Origin of the sequence: Glutamicibacter creatinolyticus (assembly GCF_006094275.1) — a bacterium.
GTDB lineage: Bacteria > Actinomycetota > Actinomycetes > Actinomycetales > Micrococcaceae > Glutamicibacter > Glutamicibacter creatinolyticus.
In genome coordinates this window covers 2280148-2302381 of the sequence record NZ_CP034412.1, presented here as the reverse complement: position 1 = coordinate 2302381, position 22234 = coordinate 2280148, and the positions used below count along the sequence as shown (strand labels likewise).

19 protein-coding genes and 1 pseudogene are annotated in these 22234 nt (G+C 63.0%); 12 read left to right on the top strand and 8 right to left on the bottom strand.

Annotated features, from left to right (window positions below; genetic code table 11):
* Positions 1-244: 244 nt before the first annotated feature.
* On the bottom strand, positions 245-832 hold the full coding sequence (locus tag GcLGCM259_RS10500) for a helix-turn-helix domain-containing protein (RefSeq protein WP_138926588.1): 588 nt from the start codon (positions 830-832) through the stop codon (positions 245-247).
* A gap of 244 nt (positions 833-1076) precedes the next feature.
* Here GcLGCM259_RS10500 and GcLGCM259_RS10495 point away from each other — a divergent pair, with 244 nt between their 5' ends.
* The 5 genes from GcLGCM259_RS10495 (at position 1077) to GcLGCM259_RS10475 (ending at position 3078) form a co-directional block, all read left to right on the top strand.
* Entirely contained in the window at positions 1077-1223 is a 147-nt protein-coding gene (locus GcLGCM259_RS10495) for a hypothetical protein (protein ID WP_217496528.1), read from the top strand.
* Positions 1224-1456: 233 nt separating this feature from the next.
* Positions 1457-1621: a ParB family protein gene (locus tag GcLGCM259_RS15850; protein WP_246049534.1), complete on the top strand. Its 165-nt coding sequence runs from the start codon at positions 1457-1459 to the stop codon at positions 1619-1621.
* 3 nt (positions 1622-1624) lie between these two features.
* Positions 1625-2074 carry a DUF192 domain-containing protein gene (locus tag GcLGCM259_RS10485; protein WP_138926587.1) on the top strand — a complete coding sequence of 150 codons (450 nt, stop codon included), beginning with the start codon at positions 1625-1627 and terminating at the stop codon, positions 2072-2074.
* Positions 2071-2823: a hypothetical protein gene (locus tag GcLGCM259_RS10480; protein WP_138926586.1), complete on the top strand. Its 753-nt coding sequence runs from the start codon at positions 2071-2073 to the stop codon at positions 2821-2823. The genes GcLGCM259_RS10485 and GcLGCM259_RS10480 overlap by 4 nt, the downstream gene beginning before the upstream one ends.
* Before the next feature lie 36 nt (positions 2824-2859).
* Positions 2860-3078 carry a helix-turn-helix domain-containing protein gene (locus GcLGCM259_RS10475; RefSeq protein ID WP_138926585.1) on the top strand — a complete coding sequence of 73 codons (219 nt, stop codon included), beginning with the start codon at positions 2860-2862 and terminating at the stop codon, positions 3076-3078.
* Between the two features lie 2 nt (positions 3079-3080).
* Here the strand turns inward: GcLGCM259_RS10475 and GcLGCM259_RS10470 are convergent, their stop codons facing one another.
* From GcLGCM259_RS10470 to GcLGCM259_RS10460, 3 genes and pseudogenes are all read right to left on the bottom strand, one after another.
* Positions 3081-4109 (bottom strand): DUF4113 domain-containing protein, encoded by a 1029-nt coding sequence (locus GcLGCM259_RS10470; protein WP_246049533.1) that lies wholly within the window; start codon positions 4107-4109, stop codon positions 3081-3083.
* Between the two features lie 187 nt (positions 4110-4296).
* Positions 4297-4532: pseudogene (locus GcLGCM259_RS10465) on the bottom strand (Y-family DNA polymerase); the annotation flags it as partial.
* A complete protein-coding gene (locus GcLGCM259_RS10460; protein WP_246049532.1) occupies positions 4514-4885 on the bottom strand; it encodes a LexA family protein in 372 nt (123 codons plus the stop codon). The pseudogene GcLGCM259_RS10465 and the gene GcLGCM259_RS10460, both read right to left, overlap by 19 nt.
* A 315-nt stretch (positions 4886-5200) precedes the next feature.
* On the opposite strand from GcLGCM259_RS10460, the gene GcLGCM259_RS10455 reads away from it, so the two are divergent.
* Positions 5201-7264: a GmrSD restriction endonuclease domain-containing protein gene (locus tag GcLGCM259_RS10455; RefSeq protein WP_175419398.1), complete on the top strand. Its 2064-nt coding sequence runs from the start codon at positions 5201-5203 to the stop codon at positions 7262-7264.
* 292 nt (positions 7265-7556) lie between these two features.
* On the opposite strand, the gene GcLGCM259_RS15290 is transcribed toward GcLGCM259_RS10455, so the two are convergent.
* The 3 genes from GcLGCM259_RS15290 to GcLGCM259_RS10440 form a co-directional block, all read right to left on the bottom strand.
* On the bottom strand, positions 7557-8510 hold the full coding sequence (locus GcLGCM259_RS15290) for a hypothetical protein (protein WP_175419397.1): 954 nt from the start codon (positions 8508-8510) through the stop codon (positions 7557-7559).
* 228 nt (positions 8511-8738) lie between these two features.
* The gene (locus tag GcLGCM259_RS10445) at positions 8739-9881 is read right to left on the bottom strand and encodes a glutamate--cysteine ligase (protein ID WP_138926582.1); all 1143 of its coding nucleotides are present in this window, start codon (positions 9879-9881) and stop codon (positions 8739-8741) included.
* Positions 9882-10036: 155 nt separating this feature from the next.
* Positions 10037-11287, bottom strand: a complete 1251-nt coding sequence (locus GcLGCM259_RS10440) for a THUMP-like domain-containing protein (RefSeq protein ID WP_138926581.1) — start codon at positions 11285-11287, stop codon at positions 10037-10039.
* A 1038-nt stretch (positions 11288-12325) separates the two neighbouring features.
* Here GcLGCM259_RS10440 and GcLGCM259_RS10435 point away from each other — a divergent pair.
* From GcLGCM259_RS10435 to guaB, 5 genes are all read left to right on the top strand, one after another.
* Positions 12326-13882, top strand: coding sequence for an amino acid permease (locus GcLGCM259_RS10435; protein ID WP_138926580.1), 1557 nt, complete (start codon positions 12326-12328; stop codon positions 13880-13882).
* Between the two features lie 284 nt (positions 13883-14166).
* Positions 14167-14463 carry a co-chaperone GroES gene (gene groES, locus GcLGCM259_RS10430; protein WP_054820525.1) on the top strand — a complete coding sequence of 99 codons (297 nt, stop codon included), beginning with the start codon at positions 14167-14169 and terminating at the stop codon, positions 14461-14463.
* Between the two features lie 102 nt (positions 14464-14565).
* Positions 14566-16170 (top strand): chaperonin GroEL, encoded by a 1605-nt coding sequence (gene groL, locus GcLGCM259_RS10425; RefSeq protein ID WP_138177288.1) that lies wholly within the window; start codon positions 14566-14568, stop codon positions 16168-16170.
* A 296-nt stretch (positions 16171-16466) separates the two neighbouring features.
* Positions 16467-18512 carry an acyltransferase family protein gene (locus GcLGCM259_RS10420; protein WP_175419396.1) on the top strand — a complete coding sequence of 682 codons (2046 nt, stop codon included), beginning with the start codon at positions 16467-16469 and terminating at the stop codon, positions 18510-18512.
* Between the two features lie 64 nt (positions 18513-18576).
* Positions 18577-20130, top strand: a complete 1554-nt coding sequence (gene guaB / locus GcLGCM259_RS10415) for an IMP dehydrogenase (protein WP_138177292.1) — start codon at positions 18577-18579, stop codon at positions 20128-20130.
* Between the two features lie 121 nt (positions 20131-20251).
* Here the strand turns inward: guaB and GcLGCM259_RS10410 are convergent, their stop codons facing one another.
* On the bottom strand, positions 20252-20725 hold the full coding sequence (locus GcLGCM259_RS10410; protein ID WP_175419395.1) for a VanZ family protein: 474 nt from the start codon (positions 20723-20725) through the stop codon (positions 20252-20254).
* Positions 20726-20852: 127 nt separating this feature from the next.
* Here GcLGCM259_RS10410 and GcLGCM259_RS10405 point away from each other — a divergent pair, with 127 nt between their 5' ends.
* On the top strand, positions 20853-22223 hold the full coding sequence (locus GcLGCM259_RS10405; protein ID WP_246049531.1) for a DUF4872 domain-containing protein: 1371 nt from the start codon (positions 20853-20855) through the stop codon (positions 22221-22223).
* Positions 22224-22234 lie beyond the last annotated feature (11 nt).

Sequence of the window (22234 nt, the reverse complement as noted above, 5' to 3'; positions counted from 1 at the left end):
AATTATAGATGCCAACTAGGGGAGATTTGGAGCTTTTCGCTACCCATAATCGGCACATTCGGGAGCACAGAGCTTTAATCTCATGAATCGCTGGATTCTGTCGCGACGCCGGCTGAGGATTGAAAAAGCCAGTATCCAAAGCCCGTTGACGGTCATACCGATTGCCGTGATGATTGAGCTCGTTCCTACAGGATCTGAGATCGGGCCGTACCGCTACGAGTTCCCTGGATACACAGAAGGTAGCTCATGCGTAGCTATGCCAGGATGGCAAGGTCTCGTTGAGCGCTGCAAGCCTCCAATGCTGGAGCGTGTTCTCAGCTCTACGTTGGTGCTGATTGTGCAACCAAACCCCGAGAATCCGTTCGTGTTCACTCTCGAATTTGCTGTACCGCGGCAACCTGCCGGTGTAGTTTATGAACTCTCTGACCGCTGCTAGTTGATAACGCCATTTCTGATCGAGTTCTTGCTGATGAGCGTTAATGTGCCAGTCCCGCAGGTCATCTAGAAGGACAATCTTCGGCACAGACATACGCCCCTTCATGTAGGAGAGCCGCTGATCAGCGACCCAGTGAGCCAAAGAGCGTTCGATTTCGTCGCCATCGCTGCGCGGTAAACGCTGATGCATATCCTGGAAAGCCAGAGCTTCGGTGAGGCGTTTGCGCCACAGAGTCGAAGGGCGATCCGGGCCTCTAGCTGCTAGTGCGGCTTCATGCGTGTCGCGAAGCCCGGGGGAGTACTTCTCCCGGACTCGCAGGTGCAGACTCACGGTGGCGATGTTCTGGCGGCACCGGTCAGCGATTTCCCGCACCGTCAGGCCAGCGGCATACATCATGTCCCATTCAGGGTGCCGCGACACTCCCCACCCAGCCATAACGATTATGCTAACGCACCAGTCAGAGAGGGGCTATTGATTATCGGTATGCTGCCGGGCAATGAAACCATTCGCTTTGCACGTCAGGACGAACATGTAGTTTCAGTGTTCTAGTTACCGGACCTTAGCTCTGAGCTGATGATTTCCGCATCGGCGTAGACCTCCGTCTTTGGCATGAGTCAACCAACGGAGTCAAGGACGCGTGTTGACCCCGCCAATCCCCAAGCGCGTTGTTATCGCAGACGCCACCGAGGCCGCGCGCGGCCTCGACGAGTGGGGGAGCGCCGAAGCGACCACGCTCAGCGCCCTTTACAGCGAACATCTGGCCACCATCGAAGGAGTCAAGCCATGACCCGCCCCACCCCGCGTAAATCATCCCTTGCCGGTTCAAGCCCCGTCACCCCGCCTCAACCGGCTGCGTAGGCGGCCCCAGCGCCCGCAGCCAGCGTGCCGGCCGCCCCAGCTATCGCAACGCGGGCAGTGACGCCGAAGCCGGCCGACGGCAAAAAGAAGTACCCGCACAAGGTTTCGTTTTACCAAGACCCCGAGGACACCGCCCGGGTCCGCGGTGCCATCCTTTACACGATGACTATCGAGGGAAACCGCAACCTGTCCCAGTTCGTCAACCGCGCCGTGATGGCCGAGGTCGAGCGGCTGGAAGCCAAGTACAACAACGGCGAGCCCTTACCATCCGTGGGAGCCCGCGAAATGCCCCAGGGCGGCGCGGCGGCCGCAGGGTCCGAGGACTAGGCTATGCGGGCGCACGCGGCCGCCGCAGTGGGCTTGGCTGCCCTGCTGGCCGGATGCGCTTCGACGCCTGGGGAACCGGCGACCGCCCTCGTCACTCTCGGCCCGGCCCTGGAATTCCAGGTAGAGCATGCCCGCACTGCCGACGAGCAGCGCACGGGCCTGGCTGGCCGGTCCGAGCTGCCGGAGGGCCAGGGCATGCTGTTTTCATTCGTCAGCCAATCAGAACGCCAAGTGTGGATGGCCGGAATGAAATTCCCGATCGACGTCGCCTGGATCGCGGATCACCGCGTGATCGCTGTGCAGACCCTTGAACCCTGCACCGAGGCTGAACAAGATCGCTGTCCGCGCTGGACGTCTCCTAACGACGTCGACGCACTGTTAGAAGTCCGTGCCGGTGCCCTCGCAGGCGTCGACGCCGGAACCGTCGTGACCATCCGAGAGGAAACCCCATGAGCGCCATCGACCCCGCACCGACCCCAGCGCAGGAGGACACTAGGGCCGACTACATCGCCCAAGCCATCGCCGCCCTCACGGCTGCAGCGCGCACGACACGCACCATCGGTGCGGGAACCGACAACGAGCACACTGAACCGGCCGACTTTGGAGAGATCGCCTGTCACGTCATCACGAGCGTGGCGGCAAACCTCGGCGACGTTGACACGCTGCTGGCCGGTCGACCCGGCTCCTGGGAAGCCGACTACGTGCGGCAGATCGTCCACAGCACCACTCCCGAAGAAGAATTGTTGACCTGGCGAACCGAGCCGGTGCGCCTGCACCTCGATGTTGAGGGCGTGTTCTACGACTTCGGCTTAGAACAACTCTGGGACGAGGAATCCGGACAGGCCATCAAGCACGAGCAGGACGACAGCCTCACCGAGGAACAAGCTGCCCGAGCCGACGCCATCGCCGCGCAAATCGACCGGCTCTGGGAACAGGACCAGGCAGCCTACCGCGAGGCCTACCTGGCCTCAATTCGCCAAGAACTGACCAAGCGGGGACTCATCGTCGAAGTGGTAATCGTCGACGAGCCCGCCGATACCCTCATCTGGGAGCCATTCACCGACGAGCTGCACGAGCTAGCACGAAAAAACACACCCTTGCCGATGACCGGAGAAGCCCCGGACTGGACCGAAGGCACCCCGGCCGACGCGCTGCGTCGGGCCGGTCTGACCTATACCGCCCGGGCGCAGGACGCCATCTAATCACACTGAAAACAGAAAATTTCGAGGAAAGAAATAATGAACGATCCCGAAGCTGTCGATGATCTGCTCACCGATCTTCCCGAATGGGCAACGACCGAAGAAATCGCCGATCTAATGCGTGTGAAGCCGCAAACCGTTTTGAAATGGAACAGGGAATATGGGCTTAAAGTCGTTTCTGTAGGCGCCAGGGTGCGGCGTTACCGGAAGAAGGATGTCAGGGACTTTTTGCTCACCAGTGACGACAACGACGAATAATCTCAGGCGGCTTTCACGGTCAACAGCTCACGCCAGTGGGTCGTGTACCGCGGGCTCATCATCTCCCGCCGCATCTCCCACGCCGGCCCCTGCTGTAGTCCAGCACGACCTAAACCGATGGACTTCACACCGTGCTCGGAACGGATCTGCTGGATCAGCGGGCCAATCTGTTTCGCCTCATGCGCTGACACGAACGGATCAAAAGTTTCCTGCATGGCTAACGGTTGAAGATCCATCAGCACCACCCCCGCCCGCGCATATTTAACCCCGACCAATATCTGGGGGAGCAGCTGCTTTGATGCGCGGGTGAGCACCACCGGATCAGCCGTAGGCCCTGGCAGTTTCACCGTGATCGCTGGCTGGTGATCCTGGTGCTGGTTGTAGTAGCTGGTCATCGCCCACGCAGAGAGGATCTTGGCTTGTTTCTGGTGCTTGTGCAGCCGTGCGGAGGCTTGCTGCGCATAAATCCCCATCACCTGCTCCATCCCCATCCGGTCGGTGATCGGATCGGAGAAGCTGCGGGAGAAGATCAGTTGATCCTTGATCACCCGTTCTTCTTCCATCGGGATGCAGGGTGTCCCGCGCAGTTCTAGCACGGTGCGCATCTGCACAATGGAGAACTTATCCCGGATTCTTACCTGATCGGCATCGCGCAGGTCTTTAGCCGTCCAGATCCCTAACCCGCGCAGCCGTTTGGTCAGCCTGGGGCCTATGCCCCACACCTCGACTACCGGCAGACGCGCCAGCAGGTTCTCGGTGGTCTGTGCTGGGGCGCGATCCCACACGCACACCCCACCCAGTTCTTTGATGTGCTTGGCGGTCTTGTTCGCCATTTTCGCCAACGTCTTGGACTTGGCGATCCCCACGCAGACGGGTAAACCGGTCAGCCGGAACACCTCCGCCTTGATTCGCTCACTCAGGGCTTGCAGCTCATCCAGGGTGCCGGACACGCCTAGGAACGCCTCGTCAATGGAATGCACTTCCACCCACGCCGAGAAACGGCCTAGCAGGCGCATGACGCGGGCCGACATTTCCCCATACAGCTCGTAATTGGAGGACTTCGCGACCAGTCCAAGTTCTCGGCGGTATTGCGGCAGATGCAGGATCCTCGGGAACCTCCCTGTCGGAAAAGGTACACCGCGCCGGCTGACCTATTGCCGATTCGTCAACTAAGGCAATAGCGCCGTCTTGAACAACGCGGGTTACCAATAGCGGTTCGCGTCCGCGGCGAGTTTGAACCAGGGCGCACCCATCTCAATGCCCAGGGTTTTGGCTTCGCTGCTGCGCGCGACCGCGCAGCCATCATTATTGGATAGCACGATTACCGGGCGGGCTTCGAGTTTCGGGTCAAAGACGCGTTCGCAGGAGACGTAGAAGCTGTTCACATCCACGTGGGCGATGTATTCGCCCCGCTGCTGCGACGGGTCGGGGGAGTCTAGAGGTGATGGAGGCATGTGGTGGCCACACCCCAAATCCTAAAATCCGATAGTTCTGCCACGCGTAGATCGGGGTAGTCCGGGTTTTCTGCTTTCAATACCACCCCTGCAGGGCCAGTAGAGAGGCGTTTGACGGTCATCTCCCCGTCGATCACCGCAATCACCACGTGTCCGTCGCGTGGCTGCACACTGCGGTCAACGATCAGCTCATCCCCGTCGCTGATCCCCGCGCCCCGCGTGGACTCGCCGGAGACACGCACGATGAAGGTGGAGACCTGGTCGCGGATCAGCATCTCGGACAGGTCGATCTTCGTATCGGAGTAGTCCTGGGCAGGGGAAGGGTAGCCCGCCGGCACCCTATCCAGAGCCATAGCGACCACCCGTTGCGGCGGGGCCGCCAGCTCGCAAACATGTATACGATCAACTTTCATTGCAACACCAATCTTTAGAATATATATTCTAACTTTTGAGTTTAGAAGGTCTGCCCGACAATTCACTAAGCGGCAGTGAGCTCTGGTCGCGTTTTCTGGGGGAATGACGGGATACCCTTATGAAACAGAAATGACTCGGCTAGATGTCGCCGTCCATGGGCTGATTTGCCCGCCTGTAGCAGTTGTTTGCTTGCCAAACAGAACTGCGTATCTCATGTGACATGCTCGTCGCAGTAATTGGAAGGGAACCGTGGAGTGAAGGCTGTTGATACCAATCTTCTGGAGCTGCTCAAGAAGAGCGAACGATTTGTCGTCCCCATTTATCAGCGGGTGTATTCCTGGGGCAATGAGGAATGCGCTCAGCTTTGGGAGGATATTGTTCGGGCCGGCGCACGCGAACGATTGAGCAATCACTTCACCGGGTCAATCGTGTATATAGAGCGTGAACAAAGCTCTAATACGCGCCGCGAACCTGACTTGATCATTGATGGGCAGCAGCGCGTCACTACGGTCACCTTGTTGCTCGCAGCGTTAGCGGCTCGTCTCGAAGAATTACCTGAAGATGATCAGGAGCCAGTGGCAGGTTTCGCACCGCAGAAAATCCGCGGGCTGTATCTGACGAACCCTTATGAATCCGGCGATGCATTTTTCAAGCTGACTTTGTCGCAGCGTGACCGTGATGCCCTGAAAGCTGTGGTGCGTCATGCGCCACTGCCGGCTTCTGAATCACGAGTTGTCTCCAACTATGAGTTCTTCGTTGGAAAACTACGGAGTGCGGGCGTCGAAGAGCTTATTCAAGTATGTCGTGGGTTGGATAAGTTGCGAGTGGTGGATGTGAAACTCACTCGGGGGATTGATGACCCTCAGCTGGTTTTTGAATCGATGAACGCCACTGGCAAGCGATTGTCACAGGCGGATTTAATCAGGAACTTTGTCCTGATGGATCTTGCCCCTGCCCGCCAGGAGCGCCTTTATGAAGATTACTGGTATCCGATGGAACGGGAATTCCAGGGCAGCAACGAGCGGCGTTTTGACGAGTTCGTGCGCCACTACTTGACGGTAAAAACTGGAGTGATTCCTCGTCTTGAGGAGATTTACGAGGCTTTCAAATCCTTTGCCTTCAATCATGGAAATGATGAATCCCTGCGTGATCAGCTAGTGATCGACTTGAGTCGTAGTGCTTCTTGGTTTGCTGCGATGGCCTTGGGCAAGGAAGCCGACCCAGTGTTGGCTTCGCGATTCCAGGAGATCGATCAGTTGGCGACCGTTGCGTATCCTTTCCAGCTGCGCCTTTATGCAGATTACGCCGAGCAGATCCTTTCGCGTGATGATTTCGTGCTGATCTTGGATGCTTTGATTTCCTACCTGTTCCGGCGCGTGGTGTGCCGTATTCCTACCAACAGCTTGAATAAGACATTCTCTACGCTCGCGGCGGCAATTGATCAGCGGAACTACGTGGAAAGTGTGTGCGGACGGCTACTGACCTTGCCGGAGTACCGTCGGTTCCCCACGGATGAAGAGTTCGAAGAAGCATTGAAAACTACGGATATGTATCACGTTAAACGCCGTAGCTACTTTTTCCGCAAGCTGGAGAACCACGGGAGGAAAGAAGAAGTTTCAACCGCTGAATACACGATCGAGCACATCATGCCGCAGAACGCGACCAAGGCATGGCAGCAAGCACTGGGTGAGAATTGGCAAGCGGATCATGACCGGTACCTGCATACGCTCGGTAACCTTACCCTGACTGGTTACAACCCAGAGTATTCGGATCGTCCCTTCTCTGAGAAACGGGATATGGAGAAGGGTTTCAGGCACAGCCCGTTGCGTTTGAATCAGGGATTAGGTCAGTTAGCGGCTTGGAACGCGGAATCTATCGAGCAACGTGCCCGTACCTTAGCTTCGGAAGCAGTGAAGATTTGGGGGCGGCCCAGCCTGGAGGATCCGGTGCTGGCTAAGTACCGGGCTCGGTTCAGTGACTCGCAACGGTTTGACTGGTCTCAAGCCCACGCAATACTCGGCTCTATTCCCGAAGGCCGATGGACAAGCTATAACAATCTGGCTGAAGCCGTCGGCACGGGCCCGCAAGCGATGGCCGGCCACCTTGCGAACTGTCCTTCATGCCCATCTCCCCACCGTGTGCTTACTTGGCAAGGGGCGGTGGCTGACGCATTCCACTGGGGCGATCGCGAGGAAACTCGTGAACCTGCAGAAATCCTCCAGTCCGAAGGCGTGACTATCACGGATGGGCGGGCTGATCCTGCTCAGCAGCTGACGGTCGAAGAACTGCTTTCGCTGGTGGGGGAGGATGAACTGTGAACGATATCGGTAAGTTGTTTGCAAGAAAGTAACCTCGTTATAGCTAACTGAAATTGACTCCTACCGCCCAGCGAAAATAGACCCGAGGTGCAAAGAATGCGGCGGTTTTCTTTGAGTGCTGTCTTGAGTTCTGCTGTTTGCCTGCCACGGTGAATCGTTTCATCGCTGGGGCTGAGAACATAGGCCTCATCTTCCGATAATGCATGATCGGTGATCTTGACCAACCGCGTCGATAATTCCTTTTGAGGCTGCGCTGAGACAGGCGCGGCCTCCAAAAGGGATGCCGGAGGATTTAGTCGTTGCCCATGGCATCGAGTTGGGCTTGGTCCCGCAATCGGTTCTGCAGCCCTGCTGCGAGGAGGACCTCGACGATCTTCTCAGGACCGCCCAGCTCCAAAAGGACGTTAGCAGCCTGCTGATGCCCTTCACCAGCGGTGTAGATGAGTTCTTCGACGGTCTCCACCAGCGTGGGGGAGGAACTGAAGTCGAGAGGGCCGTTGGCTACGGCTTCTCGTTGCAGCTGTTCGTGCGCTTGGGCATGTCGCATGACTGATTCGAAAACGTTGATCTGGTCCTCATCGCTGATCCCGGTGCCCTCGAAGAGCTTGTTGATCTGCTCGATCAGCGCCCCGAAGGTGCCCACGGACTTCTCCCGCACGACCCCTGAACCAGCTGCGATCAATCCAGCTGTTGCGACCATAGCATTGTCGAAGGCCGCTTTAAGAAGGCGCCCGTCCAGAGACAGGACCGGAGTTGAGATCAACCCTTCTGGAGCTGGGAACTTCATATGCCCCGAAGCCCCGCCAGCCACTCGACGGTTGATGGGACCGCCGCGTTGCACATAGGCATCCCCGCGGGCTGCAGTTACCGGAGTTACAGAAATGATGGCCGTTTCGGACGTTGCCAGTTCCAGGAGACTGGACTCCCACGGAATTCGGTACCTTTCATCGGCGTTCGCATTCAGAACAGCAAAAGACACAGCCGAGTGAAAAGCGCCGACCTCAATTCTTCGAGCTTCCTCGTCGGCCCATTCCTGGGCAGTTCGGGTGGCCACCACGGCTGTCTGCGGGATCCTCCCCTTGTGATCTTCATGCCTCCCCATAATCCGGATGAGGGCTGCTGCTCTGGGGTTCTCTTGCCGTCGCAGGCGTTTTGTTTCGACCTGCTCCAACGTCCAGGCACCGCAGATAACTGTTTCGGATATTCGGAGGTAGGGGTAGAGATAGATTTCAGGAGTCAGGGTCATGGAGACATCTTCCCCCGAGAAACAGGCCTATCAAACTCACCACACACCGTTGCTGGCCGGATATGCACCCGCATGATGTGCCTGGGGTTCTTGCGCTCACTGCAATGCCGTCTGTAAGTGATGCGTTTCCCTAAACCATTTAGATGTGTCAGAAACGAAGGTTCTTGAGACCGGCCAAGTTTGCTGCTGACGTGTCGCATCAGTCGACGAAGCCTGCAATACGTGGGGCTACAGCGCTTCTAGCCGCGCTACGTTGTCCTGCACAACAGCCTTGAAGTCTCCTCCGGAGGCCGCGAATACCTGACGCTGCAGCTGGTATTCCCCGCCGCGGTCGATGATATCCAGAACGCTGGCCAGTTCCTCAGCACAGCCCAGCCGCTCCGCCACCGGCATGAGCCGCTTGACCTCCTGGCGCAGGTGGTCGGTCACCAGCATTTCATCACCCTGTGCGTTGAGGATGATGATCGCGTCCAGCCCATAGCGGGCTGCACGCCACTTGTTCTCAGTACGGAACCAGCGGGGCATGACCGGGATCTTGTACCCGGCCTCCAGGCTCAGCGACATGTCGTGCACGAGGCATTGGGTTAGCGCAGTGATTGCCTTGATGTCGGCAATGCTGCTTACCCCGTCACAGATGCGCATCTCCACGGTGCCTAACCGGGGGACCGGGCGCACATCCCAGCGAATCTCTGAGACGTCGTCGATGACGCCGGTGTGCATCATGTCCCCGACGTGGGACTCATATTCAGCCCAGTCATTGAAGTGGTACGGGATGCCGGCGGCGGGCAGCTGCTGGAAGAGCAGGGAACGTTGTGAAGCGTAGCCCGTGTCCTCTCCGCCCCAGTAGGGGCTGGAGGCCGTTAACGCCTGGAAGTGCGGCTGGTAGTTGATTAGCCCGTCGGTGATCGGCAGCGCTTTGTCGCGGCTGTCCACGCCTACGTGGACATGCACCCCGTAGATCACCATCTGCCGTCCCCACCACTGGGTGCGGTCAATCAGCTTGGCGTAGCGGTCCTTGTCGGTGACCGGCTGAAGGGTAGGTGCCGCGAAGGGGTGGGAGCCAGCGCAATACAGGTCGACACCCAACGGATTGGTGACCTCGGTCAGCAACCGAACGTTTTGGCACAGTTCCTCGGCGGCCTCGGCCACCGTGTGATGCACACCGGTCACCACTTCCACCGTGTTCAGCAGCAGTTCCGGCTTGATGGTCGGGTGCTCTTCGTCGGGGGCGATTCCGTCACGGTCCTTGACCGCGGCGAGAACCTCTTCGGCAACCGAGCACAGATCGGCGGTCTGCTGGTTCACCAGGGCGATTTCCCATTCGACGCCGATGGTTGACTGCTCGGACTGGGCAAAGTCGATCTTCTGCACGGCACTCCTTGAATCCGCGGTGGTGCGGGCGTGCCGGATGTCTTGCCGACGGCCGCCCCACAGGCCAGTGTGGTTACTTCAAACTAGTTCATTTTCGCGCACGTGCGCTCCAATCGGCCGGTGACGGGCCGCAGGGAGGGCAAATCGCGTGAAGGTTACGGCCCGGTGAGGGCTTCAACCTCGATGGCCAGGCGCTTGTCGCCAATCCTGGCCAGCACCAGTGTCGCGTGGTTTTTGGCGCTCTTCGGGACCCCGGACAGCAGAATCCTCCGCAGCTCTTCGGGGGTGACGTCCACCCCGCGCTTCTTGATCTCCAGCTGACCAATTTGATTTGCCTTGACCCAGCTACGCAGCTTCTTGATGTTGTAATCGTGCACCTTGATCACCTTGTATCCGCGGGCGAAGGGAGTCTCCAGCGGATTCTCGTGCGTGAAGTAGGCAATGTGTTCATCGAGCAGGGTGCCGCCGGTCTGCTGGAGTAGTTCGGCGATCAGGTGCGAACGGATCACCGCGCCATCCGGTTCGTAGATGTAGTTGGAAAGTTCCCCCACCGGGGCGGTGGCACCTTGCTCGGCGGGGAACGGCGAGGTCAGTTCGTGGGCGCCGTCCTTGTCAATGACCAGCGCCGCGCGTTTCACCTCGGGACGGGCCAGGCGGCCGAACCACAGGCAGGCTTCAATGACCGAGCCGTGATCGGAGATCCATACGGCCTCGGCGGTGGCTGGAATGGCCTCATGCGGCACGCCGGGTCCCAGCTTCACTCCCACATCCTTGCCCGCATCCACCAGGGCTTCGACAAACGACAGGGGAGGGGAGAAGGACTCGGGGTCGAAGATGCGCTTGGTGGTGCCGTTGGCTTCGGTGCGTCGGGCAGGATCCAGCCAGACCCCATCCACCGCTTCCAAATCCACATCCTCGGCCTGACCATGCACCACGGTCGCCTGCGGGAACGGCATCAAATTCAGTGTCAGTGCCGCGGCGGTGGTTTCATCACGCTCCACGGCGGTGACCTTCAGCTCCGCGCTGGCCAGGGCGATGGCGTCTGCGCCGATGCCGCTGCCCAGATCCGCTACATGGGTGCACCCGGCTTCCACGAAGCGGCGGGCATGCAGTCCGGCAATCATCAACCGGGTGGCCTGTTCCAGGCCTGCCGGCGTGAAGATCAGTGAGTCGGCAAAGGGACCGAATTTCACCCTGCCTCGATAGCGCAACTGCGACTGGGCGACGACGGCGCGCACAACCGCAGGGTCATGCCCTTCTTTGCGCAGTTTTTCATTCAGTGCCCATGCCGCATCCTTGCTGGCGAGCATCGAGGGGTCGATGCTCGCCAATAATTGCCATCCCTCGGGGGAAAGCAGGGCGGCGAACTGGTCATTCAGTGCGGAGTCATTGGAGGCCTGGGGCATGAATCCAGAGTATCGGAGAACCCTTTACGGACGCTGACGCCCATCAGTAGCCCACCAGCCAGGCTTCCCCTGGGACTGACACTCGGGCGCGAATACTGACGGGGGCTCCGCCCGCGCACAACGGGCGAGACCGTCGTCAGCAGCCCGAACTGGCTCGTCTTGGTGTTACTTTCTTCACGCTCAAATTCAGGCTACCGCACTATATAGGGGATCTTGCTCGCCCTCACGCGTTTGGTCTCAGGCGTTGGCGGTATTGTCTGCAACGTCATCAAACACGTTCATGCGACAGAAGTGCTTCACCAAAAGTTCATCGTCGCGGAAGTTACAGCAGTATTTGCTAATCCTCAGGGGATCGGATTCGAGTGAACGCCGGGGGAAGAATATAATCCGGCGCCGCGTTGAGCCGCAAGGACGTCGTTGACATCCGGCGTCGATACGTCACCTCCGCGAAGTCTGTGATGCAGAAGTGATGTGTGGGACGACAGAAGCTAGCTCGGCGCCCAAATGCGCCGAGCGAATAGAACCAAGGAACACCACGAGCATGACTTTGACCCAGCCGTCCGGCGGAGCGAGCGCGCGAGCCGCTGCCCGCCGTGCCGCCGTAGGGGCACCGTTGGCGGGGGAATATGACATATTTGCGTCATATTTTGGGCTGCCGCTCCCGCGTTTGTCGCCCAATTGCCGGGGCTGGCTGGTCGTGGAAAACCCGTGGTGGCGGCGAGATAAAGCCAACGCGGCGAGCTTGACCGCCGACGAAACGTCCTTGACGCCTTCCGACCAGCCACAGCAATGCTGTGTCTTGGCTCACGACAGCATCACGAAAACCCTTCCTGTCGCTGGCGCTCGAACGGCTCCATTTTCGCCAGGCGAAGTTGCGGGCTATCTTTTGCCCGCCCGAACTGAATCCCGGCTTGCCCGCAAGTTGCCGGCCTCGCCTCCGCGGCCCCGAACAGTGAGCGCCAAGTACTCTAATCGATCCACTACCCAGGCTGTGACCGAGGTCGCACTCGGTGAAGGAAATGGTGTTGTATGTCACCGATGAGCAAAACAAGCGTGGAAACCCAGGAACAGAGGCCGGCTTCTTCGCTCGGTGACCAGGCAAGGCTGCCCGGCGCACCGTGTGGAGACCAGGAGCCAGATAAGAAACTGCGGCGCTCCCTAGGCAGCCGCCACCTGCAGATGATCGCCATTGGCGGTTCCATCGGCACCGGATTGTTCGTCGCCTCCGGCGGCACCATTTCCCAGGCCGGTCCCGGTGGTGCACTCGTGGCCTACGCGGCAGTGGGCCTGATGGTCTACCTGCTGATGCAATCCCTGGGGGAGATGGCGGCCAAGATTCCGGTCGCCGGCTCCTTCCAGACCTTCGCCACCCGCTTCGTCTCCCCGTCCTTCGGGTTCGCGATCGGCTGGAACTACTGGTTCAACTGGGCCATCACCGTGGCCGCCGAACTGGTGGCGGCCGGAATTGTCATGAACTTCTGGCTGCCCGGGGTTCCGGGCTGGATCTGGGCGGCGGTCTTCCTGGCCCTGCTGACCGGCCTGAACGCACTGTCGGCCAAGGCCTTCGGTGAGGGGGAGTTCTGGCTGGCGCTGATCAAGGTGGTTACGGTGATCGCCTTCCTCATCGCCGGTGTGCTGATGATTTTTGGGGTCATCGGTCAGGGACAGTCCGGCTTCGGACAGTGGACCAACCCCGATGACGTCTTCCACGGCGGCTTTGTCTCCATCATCGCCGTGTTCATGATCGCCGGCTTCTCCTTCCAGGGCACCGAGCTGGTCGGCGTGGCCGCCGGCGAGGCCAAGAACCCGCGCCGCGAGGTGCCCCGGGCCATCCGCACCGTCTTCTGGCGCATCATGCTCTTCTACATTGGCGCCATCTTCATCATCGGCACCCTGGTGCCGTTGACCGACCCGAGCCTGCTGGCCTCCGGGGAGGCCGACGTGGCGGCCAGCCCGTTCACGATGGTCTTTGAGCGTGCCGGCATCGCCTTCGCCGCCGCCCTGATGAACGCCGTGATCCTCACCGCCATCCTCTCGGCCGGCAACTCGGGGCTGTACGCCTCGACCCGCATGCTCTACTCCATGGCGCTGGATGGCAAGGCACCGAAGGTCTTCGGCAAGCTGAACCGCCGCGGCGTGCCGATGCCGGCGCTGCTGGCCACCGCATCGGTGGGCCTGTTCGGCTTCCTGACCGCGATTGTTGGGCAGGGTGCGGCCTACGCCTGGCTGCTGAACGTCTCCGGGCTGTGCGGGTTCATAGTCTGGGCGGGCATCGCCATCTCCCACTACCGGTTCCGCCGCGGCTTCCTGGCCCAGGGGCACTCGGTCAGCGAGCTGCCCTACAAGGCGGCCCTGTTCCCGATCGGCCCGCTGGTGGCCTTCGCGGTGCTGATCCTGGTGATCGCCGGGCAGAACTACGAAGCGGTGCTGGCCGGGCGGGGCATGGAGGTGCTATCGGCCTACATCGGGATCCCGCTGTTCCTGGCGCTGTGGCTCGGCCACCGTATGGTCACTAAGTCCAAGGTGGTTCCGCTGAAGGACATGGACCTGTCCTCCCCGGAGGATGCTGGCCTGGTCGAGGTCGACCCGCGCTAACCCCGATTCTCCGCTCTCCGCGCTGACCCGGATCCGGCCTGCCGCCGGGTCCGGGTCAGCTGTCAGTGAACCAGAAGCAACACGAATCCCGATCATTAGCACTCGCCTTGACCGAGTGCTAATTTTCGTCCTAAAGTCATCAATGGATGCAGTACCCGATCCCGATCGGGCGCGGCAGTCCATGCCTTACTGGATATGACCAACTGGCACCGCGACGACGGTTGGAGCAATGCCACGGGGCGTTACCGTTTTTTCCATTGGTTCATAAACGAAAAGGAGAGACTGTGTCTGTCTCTATCAAGCCACTCGAAGACCGCATTGTCATCAAGCAGGTCGAAGCCGAAACCACCACCGCCTCCGGCCTGGTGATCCCGGACTCCGCCAAGGAGAAGCCGCAGGAAGGCACCGTTGTGGCCGTTGGACCGGGTCGCATTGACGACAACGGCAACCGCGTTCCGCTGGACGTCAACGAAGGCGACGTCGTGCTGTACTCGAAGTACGGGGGCACCGAGGTCAAGGTCGGCGCCGAGGAGTACCTGGTGCTCTCGGCCCGCGACGTGCTGGCAGTTGTCGTCAAGTAACGTCACCCACCTTTCGTAGCCGACCGAGCCCCGCACAGCGAGACCCTCGCGATTCGGGGCTTTGCGTCGATTACGACCCAAGAATTCATAGGGAGTCAATGCATGGCCAAGCAGCTAGCATTCAACGAGGAAGCACGCCGTGCCCTCGAGGCGGGCATCGACAAGCTCGCCGACACCGTGAAGGTGACCCTGGGCCCACGCGGGCGTAACGTCGTGTTGGCCAAGAGCTGGGGCGCACCGACCATCACCAATGACGGGGTGACTATCGCCCGGGACATCGACCTGGACGACGCCTACGAAAACCTTGGCGCACAGCTGGCCAAGGAAGTGGCCACCAAGACCAACGACGTGGCCGGTGACGGCACCACCACCGCCACCGTGCTGGCGCAGGCACTGGTGAAGGAAGGCCTGAAGAACGTGGCCGCCGGCGCCGCCCCGGGCGATATTCGCAAGGGCATCGAACTGGCCACCGAGATCGTCGCCGCCCGCCTGGCGAAGAACGCCGTGGACGTGGAGGACAAGGTCGCCAACGTGGCCGCCATCTCCGCCCAGGACGAGGAAATCGGCGAACTGCTCGCCGAGGCCTTCAAGACCGTGGGCACCGACGGGGTCATCACCATCGAAGAGTCCTCCACGACCGCCACCGAACTGGTGGTCACCGAGGGCATGCAGTTCGACAAGGGCTACCTTTCCCCGCAGTTCGTGACCGACACCGACCGCCAGGAAGCCGTCCTGGAGGACGCGCTGATCCTGATCAACCCGGGCAAGATCTCCACCGTGGCAGAGTTCCTGCCGCTTCTGGAAAAGGTCCTGGAGACCAAGAAGCCGCTGCTGATCATCGCCGAGGACGTGGAGGGCGAAGCCCTGTCCACCCTGGTGGTCAACAAGCTGCGCGGCCTGCTGAACGTGGTGGCCGTCAAGGCCCCGGGCTTCGGCGACCGCCGCAAGGCCATGATGCAGGACATCGCCATCCTCACCGGCGCCCAGGTGGTCTCCTCGGAGCTGGGTCTGTCGCTGGACCAGGTCGGCACTGAGGTGCTCGGCTCGGCCCGCCGCGTGACCATCACCAAGGACTCGACCACCATCGTGGACGGCTCCGGATCCGATGAGGACGTCGCCGAGCGCGTCTCGCAGCTGAAGGCCGAACTGGATCGCACCGATTCGGAATGGGACCGCGAGAAGCTCTCCGAGCGCCTGGCCAAGCTGGCCGGCGGCATCGGCGTGATCAAGGTCGGCGCCGCCACCGAGGTGGAGCTGAAGGAGCGCAAGCACCGCATCGAGGACGCCGTGTCCTCCACCCGTGCGGCGCTGGAAGAGGGCATCGTCGCCGGTGGCGGTACCGCCCTGGTGGACGCCCTTTCCGCCCTGGATGAGGACGAGCGCGCCACCGCTGCGGCCGGCGATGTGGCCGCGGGTGTGGCCATCGTGCGCCGCGCCCTGGTCAAGCCGGCCTACTGGATTGCCACCAACGCCGGCTTTGACGGCTCCGTGGTGGTTTCCAAGGTCGCCGAGTCCCCGGCCAACGAGGGCTTCAACGCCAAGAGCGGGCAGTACGAGAACCTGCTGCACGCCGGCGTCATCGACCCGGTGAAGGTGACCCGTTCGGCGCTGCACAACGCCGCGTCGATTGCCTCGCTGGTGCTGACCACCGAGACCCTGGTGGCTGAGAAGCCCGCCGAGGACGAGGAAGCAGCCCACGCCCACTAGGGACGGCAACACCTGAGGCCAACGGCCCCGGAACCCCAGCTGCTGTGGCAGCGGCGTTCCGGGGCCGTTGCCGTATCCGGGGACGTGGAAGCCCGGTTCTGTCACGATTCGATAACGATCTTTGATAGGATCAGGGGTCACCTAGTGTTCCCTGGACCCCACCGTGGGGTCCGAACCGGGCTCGGGCACCCTCCGGCGCCCACCCCTGACCCCGTTTTCTTATGTGCCACAACAGTTCCACTTCCCTTCACCTCCGGCCCGCGGCGGCATCCCGTCCTGCCGGTTCCGGCTACCGCATGGACCTGCAGGGGCTGCGTGCCCTGGCCGTGCTGCTGGTGATGTGCTATCACTTCTGGTTCGACAAGGTCTCCGGCGGCGTGGACATCTTCCTGATGCTTTCCGCGTTCTTCATGACCGCCTCCATGGCCCGGCAGATCGAGTCCGGCCGCTGGCCGAACCCGGTGCGTTATTGGCTCAAGACCTTCTCCCGGCTGGTGGGCCTGGCCGCGGTGGTGATCGCCGTGGTGGTGGTCGCGGCCTGGGCGTTCATGCCCGGCACCCGCTGGCAACAGATCATGGACGAGGCCACCGCCTCCCTGCTGTACCGGCAGAACTGGCAGCTGGCCGAGGCGAACGTGGACTACTACGCGTTCAACACCTCCGCCGCCTCACCGCTGCAGCACTTCTGGTCATTGTCCGTCCAGGGACAGATCTTCATCATCTGGCCGCTGCTGCTGCTGGCCTGCGCCCTGATCTGGCGCCGCTTCTTCTGCCGCCACCGCTTCAGCACGGTGGCGCTGGGAATGTTCGGAATCGTCTTCGCCCTCTCCCTGGGCTACTCGGTCCACCTGACCCAGGTGAACCAGCCGCTGGCCTATTTCCACACCGGCACCCGGATGTGGGAGTTCGCGCTGGGCTCCATGGTGGCCCTGGCCCTGCCGCGACTGCAGCGGCTGGCCGAACCGGTGCGCCGGGTGGGTGGCTGGGTGGGACTGGCCGTGATCATCAGCTGCGGGGCGGTGCTGGAGGTCCAGGCACAGTTCCCCGGCTGGTTGGCGCTGATCCCCACCCTGGGTGCGGCACTGCTGCTGGTGGCCCCGGGGGAGCCCGAGCACCGCAACGCCGCCTGGCTGCTCTCCCGCCGGCCGCTGGTGCAGCTGGGGGATGTCTCCTACGGCATGTACCTGTGGCACTGGCCCATCCTGGTGTTCTACCTGCACTTCACCCAGCAGTCCTCGGTGGGGCTGCTCACCGGCACCCTGCTGATCCTTGGCTCCATCGCCCTGGCCATGGCCACCACCCGGTGGATTGAAAAACCGCTGCGCAGCTGGAGCCCGGCACTGCCGGGGCTGCAGCGCCGCCGGCTGGGGGTGCCGCTGGCCCAGGCCGTGGTGCTGGGCATGGGCCTGGTGCTGGTGTGTGCACCGGTGGCGGTGTGGCAGTCCAGCGTGGAGCACACCCGGGTGCTGGCCGCCGCCCAGGACCGCCAGGAAAACCCCGGCGCGATGGCCTCCAGTGACTGGGACCCGCAGCGCGCCTCCATCAAGCTGCCGCTGAGCACCGAACTGGCCGAGGAGTGGCAGAACCCGGGGCAGGGCTGCGAGGGGGACTACGCGCCGGATGATGAGGACATCTACTTCTGCCAGCGCGGCGGGGACCGGCAGGGCAAGCCGGACCTGGTGCTGCTGGGGGACTCGCACACCCAGCACTGGAGCCAGGCGGTGGACGCGATGATGCAGGAAACCGGCGGCAGCTGGATGATGCTGCACGAGCCGGGCTGCCGGCTGGGGGACGTGGGCCAGCATGATGCGGTGCGCTGCGCCAAGTTCCAGGAGGCCGCCACCGACTTCGTGGCCGAACTGGCTCCCCAAATGGTGCTGACCGTCGCCTCGGTGACCGGGCAGTATGAGGACGAGTTCGGGCGCAGCGCCGCCGAGCAGGAGCGCATGGCCCCGGCCTACGCCGAGGCGATCGCCCCGCTGCTGCAGGCCGGCAGCCGGGTGATCGCGATGCGCGACACCCCGCGCTTTGAGTTCAACGTGCCCGAATGCGTGGACCGCTACCCGAACCATCCCGAACGCTGCTCCGCCCCGGTGACCGAACGGATGGCCGCGGTGAACCCGGTGGACACGTTCCTGGCCGAACACGACTACGGGGACCGGGTGGTGTCCCTGGACATGACCCGGCTGATCTGCCCGGACGGGCTGTGCCAGCCGGTGATCGGCAACGTGGTCACCTACCTGGACGATTCGCACCTGTCCAAGACGTTTGTGCAAAGCGCCGATGAGATCTTCGCGCGCCGCTTCATCAAGGCCACCGGCTGGGAAGGACCGGGCCGCTAACCAGCCGCCCCCGGCGCGTTACTTTGACCACATGGCGCCAAACGGGAATCGCGACGGGGCAATTATGGTTCTACCATGTAATCAATCGCCGTCTCGTCCGAAAGGTTCCTACGTGTCTGAGTTCAACCCCTTTGCCCTTGAAGGACTCACCTACGATGATGTGCTGCTGCTGCCCGGCCCCACGGACGTGATCCCCTCCGACGCGGACACCACCACCCGGCTGACCAAGCGCATCAACATCAAGACCCCGATCATCTCGGCGGCGATGGACACCGTCACCGAGGCCCCGATGGCGATCGCCCTGGCCCGCCAGGGCGGCATCGGCGTGATCCACCGCAACCTGTCCATCGAGGACCAGGCCAAGCAGGTGGACCAGGTCAAGCGCAGCGAATCCGGGATGATCAGCGACCCGGTGACCGTGCACCCGGGCGCCACCTTGGACGAGTGGGATGACCTGTGCGCCCGCTACCGCGTTTCCGGCCTGCCGGTGGTTGACGAGAACCGCAAGCTGCTGGGCATCATCACCAACCGCGACACCCGCTTTGTGCCGCGCGAAAACTTCATGACCACCAAGGTCTACGAGGTGATGACCGGCATGCCGCTGATCACCGCGAAGGTCGGGGTCTCCCGCGAGGAAGTCATCCAGCTGCTGTCCAAGAACCGCATCGAGAAGCTGCCGCTGGTCGATGACGAGGACCGCCTGACCGGGCTGATCACCGTGAAGGACTTCGACAAGGCCGAGCAGTACCCGCTGGCCACCAAGGACGATGAGGGCCGCCTGCGCGTGGGCGCCGCCGTTGGTTTCTTCGGTGAAGGCTACGAGCGGGCCATGACCCTGATCGACGCCGGGGTGGACACCCTGGTGGTGGACACCGCCAACGGGCACAGCCAGGGCGTGCTGGATATGATCTCCCGCCTGAAGAAGGACCCGGCCGCCGCCCACGTGGACATCATCGGCGGGCAGGCCGCCACCCGCGAAGGCGCCCAGGCGTTGATTGATGCCGGCGCGGACGCCATCAAGGTCGGGGTGGGCCCGGGCTCCATCTGCACCACCCGCGTGGTGGCCGGTGTGGGCGTGCCGCAGGTGACCGCCATCTACGAGTCGGCCAAGGCCGCGATCCCGGCCGGGGTGCCGCTGATCGCCGACGGCGGGCTGCAGTACTCCGGTGACATCGGCAAGGCCCTGGTGGCCGGCGCCGATTCGGTGATGCTCGGTTCGCTGCTGGCCGGCACCGCCGAGTCCCCGGGCGACCTGGTGTTCATGGGCGGCAAGCAGTTCAAGACCTACCGCGGCATGGGCTCGCTGGGCGCCATGGAAACCCGCGGCAAGAACACCTCCTATTCCAAGGACCGCTACTTCCAGGCCGATGTGCCCACCAATGAGAAGCTGATCCCCGAGGGCATCGAGGGCCAGGTGCCCTACCGCGGCCCGCTCTCGGCCGTGGTGCACCAGCTGGTCGGCGGCCTGCGCCAGACCATGTTCTACGTCGGTGGGCCCACCATCCCGGCGCTGAAGGAGCGCGGCAAGTTCGTGCGCATCACCGCCGCGGGCCTGAAGGAATCCCACCCGCACGACATCATGATGACCGTCGAGGCACCGAACTACAAGTCCCGCTAACCCCAGGGCGCTGCCCTAGTCGGCGGCCCCGCCAGCGGTTCTTCCCACAGGCCCCGCACCCACCCGCCCCGCGCGGGGCAGTGCGGGGCCTGCGGCGTTGCATCGGCCGGCGGGTGCGCTCCTAGCTCCGCCGCGCTCGCCGGGCGTGCTCGGTGCGGGCACGGGCGGCGGCCCGGCGCCGGCGCAGTGTCCGCAGCAGCAACCAGAGCAGGGCGCCGAACAGCGCCCCGGCAGAGTTGGCGATGATGTCCCGGGCATCGGCGTGCCGCCCGGGCAGCACCAGCCACTGGCCCGCCTCGATCGCCACGGCCAACCCCGCACCCAGCAGCACCGCCGGGACCCAGGAGCGCAGCAGGTGGGCCAGCAGCAGGCCGCACGGGATGAACAGCACCACGTTCGCGCCAAACTCCAGCAGGTTGTATCCAATGATCTGCGGCACACCCCGGCGGTGCAGCGCATCGAAGAACGCCATCAGCTGCGCGTTCACCGGCGCGTCCACGGGGCTCGGCCAGGCCGCTATCAGGGCCAGCGCCACCAGGTAACCCGCCGCCGCCAGCCAGATGATCAGCCGATTTCGCGTGCCGTCCCTGCCCATGTACGCCCCCTTGTGCCCCATCACCCGCCCGCCGGCCGGGCCCGGGAGACTGGCCCCAGTCTATGCGCCGCAGCGCACCGAACGTGACATGATGGACGGGCACCAGTGAAGGAAGGACATCCACCCCGTGGCCCACCCCAACCGCCCGTCCCGCGCGGCAGCGAAGAACCCGGCGAAACACCCCAAGAGCCAGGCCAAGACCCTGCCCAAGAACCTGAAGAAGCTTGTCCGGGCCCGGATGGAGCGCACCGGCGAAAGCTACACCACCGCCCGCAAGGCAATCCTGGACGGGCGGCCCGAGCCGAAGTCCGCCCAGCATGCCGCCGCACGCCAGCAGGGCGCGGCCCCGGCGGGGGAGCCGGCACCGGAGGAACTGCCCGAATACCCGGCGCCGCAGAACGTGCGCCAATATGATGCGGCCCTGTGGCACCGGATTCTCACCCAGTCCGGGGTGAAGGACCCGCTGAGTGGCGAACCGTTAAGCGAGGCGATGCTTGCCGGGCTGGCCGGCGGCATCGGGTTCATGCTGCACAGCTTCGTGGACGCCGACACCGTGAACCTGGCCTTGGTCACCCGCGCCCACCCCGAACCGTTCACCGCCACCCTGCTGGAGCGCTGCGGGGCGAAGGTGCGCATCCGCACCACCGGCAACCAGCAGGCCGCCGCCGCGAACCTGGACGCCGCACTGGAGGCCGGGAGGGCCATCGCGGTGCGCGTCACCCGCGCCGCCCTGCCGTGGGTGGCCGCCGGCAGCGCGGACGCCGAGGACACCATCGATGTGGCGGTGCTCGGCGAACTGGATGGGATGCTGCTGGTTGACGACGGCAGCGGTGAGCTGCAGCAGATCAGCGACTCCGACCTGGCCGCAGCCCGTGCCCGGCACAAGCGGGACCGGAACTTCAGCGCCTGGGTGCCCTCCCGCCGCGGGCCGCGCCCCGCCGCGCTGGCCGCCAATGTGCGCGAGGCGATCGCCCAAACCACCGGGCGGATGCTGGGCACCACCGAGCTGCCCGGCCTGCCCCAGCACTACGCCCGCAACTTCGGGGTGAGCGGGATGCGGCGCTGGGCCGAACGGCTGGCCGACACCACCGGGGACACCGGCTGGGCCACCATGCTGGCCGAGCCGGCGCTCTACGACTCGGCGCTGGAGCAGCTGCGCGGATTCTTTGCTGACTCCCGCTTCGCCGGCGCCGATGGGCTGCGCGGGCTGTACGCCCAGTTCCTGCAGGAGGCCAGCGCCCTGCCCGGGCTCGGCGCCCTGGCCCAGTCCGTGCCCGCCTACACGCAGCTGGCCGCGGACTGGGAAGGCTTCACCGCAGCCCTGCTGGCCCCCGGGGACGGGCAGGCGCCGGCGCAGCGCTTCAGCGCCCTGGCCGGGCAGCTGGCGGCACTGGCCGATGCCGAACAGGCCGCCGCTACGCAGCTGGACGGGATCCGGGCCTCACTGCCGGGAACCGGCACCGGCCAGGCGCAGCCGGTGGCGACGCAAAGGCCGTGAACCGCAGGGGA

Bases quoted from the DNA above. Each gene is read 5' to 3' on its own strand.
- GcLGCM259_RS10475 (WP_138926585.1), top strand. From the start codon at position 2,860: ATGAACGATCCCGAAGCTGTCGATGATCTGCTCACCGATCTTCCCGAA.
- GcLGCM259_RS10440 (WP_138926581.1), bottom strand. From the start codon at position 11,287: ATGCCCCAGGCCTCCAATGACTCCGCACTGAATGACCAGTTCGCCGCC.
- GcLGCM259_RS10485 (WP_138926587.1), top strand. From the start codon at position 1,625: ATGCGGGCGCACGCGGCCGCCGCAGTGGGCTTGGCTGCCCTGCTGGCC.
- GcLGCM259_RS15850 (WP_246049534.1), top strand. From the start codon at position 1,457: ATGACTATCGAGGGAAACCGCAACCTGTCCCAGTTCGTCAACCGCGCC.
- GcLGCM259_RS10410 (WP_175419395.1), bottom strand. From the start codon at position 20,725: ATGGGCAGGGACGGCACGCGAAATCGGCTGATCATCTGGCTGGCGGCG.
- GcLGCM259_RS10460 (WP_246049532.1), bottom strand. From the start codon at position 4,885: ATGGCTCTGGATAGGGTGCCGGCGGGCTACCCTTCCCCTGCCCAGGAC.
- GcLGCM259_RS10480 (WP_138926586.1), top strand. From the start codon at position 2,071: ATGAGCGCCATCGACCCCGCACCGACCCCAGCGCAGGAGGACACTAGG.
- GcLGCM259_RS10500 (WP_138926588.1), bottom strand. From the start codon at position 832: ATGATGTATGCCGCTGGCCTGACGGTGCGGGAAATCGCTGACCGGTGC.
- groL (WP_138177288.1), top strand. From the start codon at position 14,566: ATGGCCAAGCAGCTAGCATTCAACGAGGAAGCACGCCGTGCCCTCGAG.
- guaB (WP_138177292.1), top strand. From the start codon at position 18,577: ATGGTTCTACCATGTAATCAATCGCCGTCTCGTCCGAAAGGTTCCTAC.
- GcLGCM259_RS10435 (WP_138926580.1), top strand. From the start codon at position 12,326: ATGAGCAAAACAAGCGTGGAAACCCAGGAACAGAGGCCGGCTTCTTCG.
- GcLGCM259_RS15290 (WP_175419397.1), bottom strand. From the start codon at position 8,510: ATGACCCTGACTCCTGAAATCTATCTCTACCCCTACCTCCGAATATCC.
- GcLGCM259_RS10470 (WP_246049533.1), bottom strand. From the start codon at position 4,109: ATGTCGGCCCGCGTCATGCGCCTGCTAGGCCGTTTCTCGGCGTGGGTG.
- GcLGCM259_RS10420 (WP_175419396.1), top strand. From the start codon at position 16,467: ATGGACCTGCAGGGGCTGCGTGCCCTGGCCGTGCTGCTGGTGATGTGC.